Annotated in this window: 5 protein-coding genes and 1 tRNA gene; 3 read left to right on the top strand and 3 right to left on the bottom strand. The window is 45.8% G+C overall.

What is annotated here, in order from left to right:
* From groEL to AACP44_RS08575, 3 genes are all read right to left on the bottom strand, one after another.
* Positions 1 to 1,013, bottom strand: a 1,013-nt coding sequence (groEL, locus tag AACP44_RS08585; protein WP_339340115.1) for a chaperonin GroEL, incomplete at its 3' end; no start/stop codon positions are given.
* A gap of 49 nt (positions 1,014 to 1,062) precedes the next feature.
* Positions 1,063 to 1,353 carry a co-chaperone GroES gene (locus tag AACP44_RS08580; RefSeq protein WP_339340114.1) on the bottom strand — a complete coding sequence of 97 codons (291 nt, stop codon included), beginning with the start codon at positions 1,351 to 1,353 and terminating at the stop codon, positions 1,063 to 1,065.
* 178 nt (positions 1,354 to 1,531) lie between these two features.
* Entirely contained in the window at positions 1,532 to 2,014 is a 483-nt protein-coding gene (locus AACP44_RS08575; protein WP_339340113.1) for an FxsA family protein, read from the bottom strand.
* Between the two features lie 190 nt (positions 2,015 to 2,204).
* Between AACP44_RS08575 and AACP44_RS08570 the strand changes: the two genes are divergently transcribed.
* From AACP44_RS08570 to AACP44_RS08560, 3 genes are all read left to right on the top strand, one after another.
* Positions 2,205 to 2,966, top strand: coding sequence for an SDR family oxidoreductase (locus AACP44_RS08570; RefSeq protein ID WP_339340112.1), 762 nt, complete (start codon positions 2,205 to 2,207; stop codon positions 2,964 to 2,966).
* 213 nt (positions 2,967 to 3,179) lie between these two features.
* Positions 3,180 to 4,013, top strand: coding sequence for an RNA pseudouridine synthase (locus tag AACP44_RS08565; protein ID WP_339340111.1), 834 nt, complete (start codon positions 3,180 to 3,182; stop codon positions 4,011 to 4,013).
* Between the two features lie 169 nt (positions 4,014 to 4,182).
* Positions 4,183 to 4,259, top strand: a tRNA-Pro gene (locus tag AACP44_RS08560).
* Positions 4,260 to 4,263 lie beyond the last annotated feature (4 nt).

Genomic DNA, 4,263 nt, shown 5'->3' with positions numbered 1-4,263 from the left:
TCGCCAGCACCATCAACGATAACCGAGTTATCTTTATCCATAGTGACACGCTTGGCCGTGCCTAACTGCTCAAGGGTAACCGCCTCAAGTTCAAGACCGATTTCTTCAGAAATCACTGTACCGCCCGTTAGCACAGCGATATCTTCGAGCATCGCCTTGCGACGATCGCCAAAACCAGGGGCTTTACAGGCAGACACTTTAACGATGCCACGCATATTGTTAACCACCAAAGTAGCCAGCGCTTCGCCTTCAAGATCTTCGGCAATAATCACCAATGGACGGCTCGCTTTGGCGACTTGCTCCAGTAGAGGGAGCAATTCACGGATATTGGAGATTTTCTTATCAACTAGCAGGATAAAAGGATTTTCCTGCTCTACAGTCATATTTTCAGAGTTAGTGATAAAGTAAGGCGAGAGGTAACCGCGATCAAACTGCATACCTTCAACAACGTCTAGTTCATTTTCCAGTACATTGCCTTCTTCAACGGTGATAACGCCTTCTTTACCGACTTTTTCCATCGCTTCTGCAATGATGTCACCAACTTGCTGGTCGCTGTTTGCAGAAATAGAACCTACCTGAGCGATAGATTTGCCATCACCACAGGGCGCAGCCATTTTCTCAACTTCAGCCACCGCCGCGGTAACCGCCTGATCAACACCACGCTTGAGGTCCATTGGGTTCATACCCGCAGCCACGGATTTCAAACCTTCATTAACGATAGCCTGAGCCAGTACTGTCGCTGTAGTAGTGCCATCACCAGCGTCGTCAGAGGCTTTGGAAGCCACTTCCTTAACCATCTGTGCACCCATATTTTCCAGCTTGTCTTCCAGCTCGATTTCTTTGGCAACAGAGACACCGTCTTTGGTTACCGTAGGCGCACCAAAAGACTTATCTAACACAACGTTACGCCCTTTGGGCCCCAGCGTTGTTTTAACCGCATCAGCAAGAATGTTGACGCCATTTAACATTCTTTGGCGAGCTTCATCGCCGAATATCACTTGTTTAGCCATGATTGTGTTCCTTTAACTATAAATATCTTCAAAAGGGTAAGTGAACCGGCAATTAACCAATTACACCGAAAATTTCGTTTTCGCTCATGATGATCAGCTCTTCACCGTCAACCTTGATGGTATTACTACCGGCATACTGACCAAATACAATTTGATCACCAACTTTTACCGATAAAGCGCGAACGTCACCGTTATCTAACAACTTACCTTCACCAACAGCCAGCACTTCACCCTGATTGGGTTTTTCTTTCGCCGAGCCAGACAGAATGATGCCGCCGGTTGAGGTTTCTTCTTCTTCCTTGCGACGAACGACAACGCGATCGTATAACGGACGAATATTCATTTTGGCAATTCTCCAAAAATGTAGGTTAATGATTTTGGTTTAAAATTCCGGAAAACCGGGATGTTGCCATATATGGGGCCAGCCAAATCGATATCAAGGGGAATAACGGTTTTTTTTAGCACCGAGTAATTACGGCTAAGGGAAATAGAGCAATCATTAATTCACACAGAGATTTAAGCTAGGGTTCACGCTTATATTCGCCCTCAATAACCGAGCCATTTTGCAGATCAGGTTGAGTACTGGAAGCCCTCATGCTTTCAGTCGACTGAAATGAAGATTGAAAACCACGATTATTTCCATAGGAAGCCTGCACCTTGCTTTGCTTTAACAATAAGGCCACCAATAACTTACGGCTAAAAGGTAACAGACAAGCAAAACCAATCGCATCAGTGATAAAACCTGGCGTTAACAACAGCGCACCGCCCACCGCCAACATCACCCCTTCAAGGATCTCACCCGCAGGCAATTCGCCCCGCGCCATTCGTTGATCCACTCGCAATAAGGTGCTCAGCCCCTGCTGTCGTAGCAAGGCCAGACCCATTGCCGCCGTCAGGAAAACCAGAAAGATGGTGCTGTAAGCACCAATATGGGAGCTGACTTCAATTAACAGCCACATCTCAACAATGGGAACAGTGATAAACAAAAGTAGAAAAAGACGCATTGAAGTCAGTCTCAGTGATAGACAAGTGTGGTTAGTCAACAAACAATGAGGCCGCATAGGATCAATGTCAAGTCCATCACCTCTCACAGCGACTATCGATTGGAAAACAGCTTATTTACTGCAATAATGCCCGCGCGTTTTTTTCTAAGCAATTATTTGAATAGCAACAACAAGAGAGAGGCTTCTTATCATGGATCTTAACGGAAAAGTTATAGTGGTTACTGGCGGCGGACAAGGGCTTGGACGCTCCATGGCGATAACGCTAGCAGCCAAAGGTGCCAAATTAGCACTAATCGACCTCAGTCGGGAAAAGCTCGACGAAGCGGTTGAGCTATGTAAAGCAGCGGGGGGTGATGCTAAAGCCTATATCGCCAACGTAACCAAAGAAGACGATGTTATTTCAACTTTTGACCAAATCGTTGAAGACTTTGGTAGCTTTAACGGCATCATCAACAATGCCGGCATTCTTCGCGACGGTCTATTAATTAAAGTTAAAGACGGCGAGATTGTGAAGAAATTAAGCTTTACTGAATGGCAAGACGTTATCGACGTTAACCTGACCGGCGTGTTTCTTTGTGGCCGCGAAGCCGCCGAGCGAATGATCAAGCTGGGTATAGAAGGCGTCATCATCAATATCTCCAGCCTCTCCAGAGCCGGTAATATAGGCCAGACTAACTACTCTGCCGCAAAGGCTGGGGTTGCAGCTATGGCCGTTTCTTGGGCCAAAGAATTAGCTCGTTATGGCATTCGTTCGGCAGCGATTGCCCCCGGTATTATCGCCACCGATATGGCTGCCAGCATGAAACCAGAAGCGCTGGAAAATTTGACAGCAGCCGCTCCTCTCAAGCGTATGGGCACACCGGAAGAAATTGGCCACACCTGTGCCTATATTTTTGAAAATGATTACTTCACTGGCCGCATTATTGAAATGGATGGTGGCTTAAGACTTTAATCTTAATGTCTGGGAGCAACATTGATTTTATGTTTTTTGGGTGATGATAAACCAGCCATCGGGTTGGTTTCCAACCAATCGTTACCCATAGAAAAAATATAAGACGCTTTTATCAGATAATAAATTTTTCCCAATATATTCATGTAAATATGATTAGCGAGGTCCGAAAAAATTCTGCACAATGGCACTCTGTTATTGCCACCCAGAGCCAGCATGAACCCAACGCCATTGCATTTTGAACAACATATCCCTGTTACCGATGATCAATTGAGCGCTGTTGATATACTCTCAGCTCATACCGAGCTGCCTAAAAATACGATTAAACAGGCCATGCAAAAAGGCGCTGTTTGGCTAACTCGCCAACAACACACTCAACGTCTGCGCCGAGCTAAGAGCCAGTTAATCGCAGGCGATCAATTGCATCTTTACTATGATGAAAATATTCTGACCAGCGAACCTGCACCCGCAACCATGGTAGCCGATGAAGATCACTATAGCCTTTGGTATAAGCCCTATGGCGTCTATTGTCAGGGTTCCAAGTGGGGTGATCACCATACCATACACCGAATGGCCGAACAGCAATTGCAACGACCATGCTTTATTGTGCATCGTTTAGATCGGGCCACGACAGGATTGGTGATAGTGGCTCATAAAAAGAAAACAGCAGCAGCGTTGGCCGCCTTATTTGAACAACGGCAGATTGAAAAACATTATCAAGCTATTGTAGAAGGTCAGTTTCCAGCTACGCAGACACTAAGTATGCCCATTGATGAGAAACCGGCGGCAAGTCATATTCGTACTTTATCTAGCAATCAACAATTTTCACGGGTCCATATTGCGATAGAAACAGGCCGCAAACATCAAATCCGCAAACACTTAAGCAGTGCCGGATACCCTATTGTCGGAGATAGGCTATATGGCAGCGATCAGCAACAAACTCAGGATTTACAGCTATGTTGCTATCAGCTTAAGTTTCAATGCCCTGTCAGTCACCAAGCAAAAGACTATCTGCTTGAGGATAGCTTGCAACTGTCGCTATTGGATTAGCATCTGATAATCAGAGTATTTTATTGTTGCGGCTAGTCACTAAAATGGCTATCTATAAGCAGGTTTTTACTACGCCTATACCGTGTTTTTTACTACCGAATTCGGCTTGTTCCGAAAAAGCATTTCGGTATAATGGCCGTCCTCCAAACTGCCAGGCAGTTAAATCTTTCGGGGCGTAGCGCAGTCTGGTAGCGCACTACACTGGGGGTGTAGTGGTCGCAGGTTCAAATCCTGCCGTTCCGACCAAATT

It is taken from the genome of uncultured Oceanicoccus sp., from assembly GCF_963968385.1.
In the GTDB taxonomy this organism is placed as follows: domain Bacteria; phylum Pseudomonadota; class Gammaproteobacteria; order Pseudomonadales; family Dasaniaceae; genus Oceanicoccus.
The sequence above is the reverse complement of the archived record's forward strand: the minus strand, read 5'-3'. Positions and strand labels throughout refer to the sequence as shown.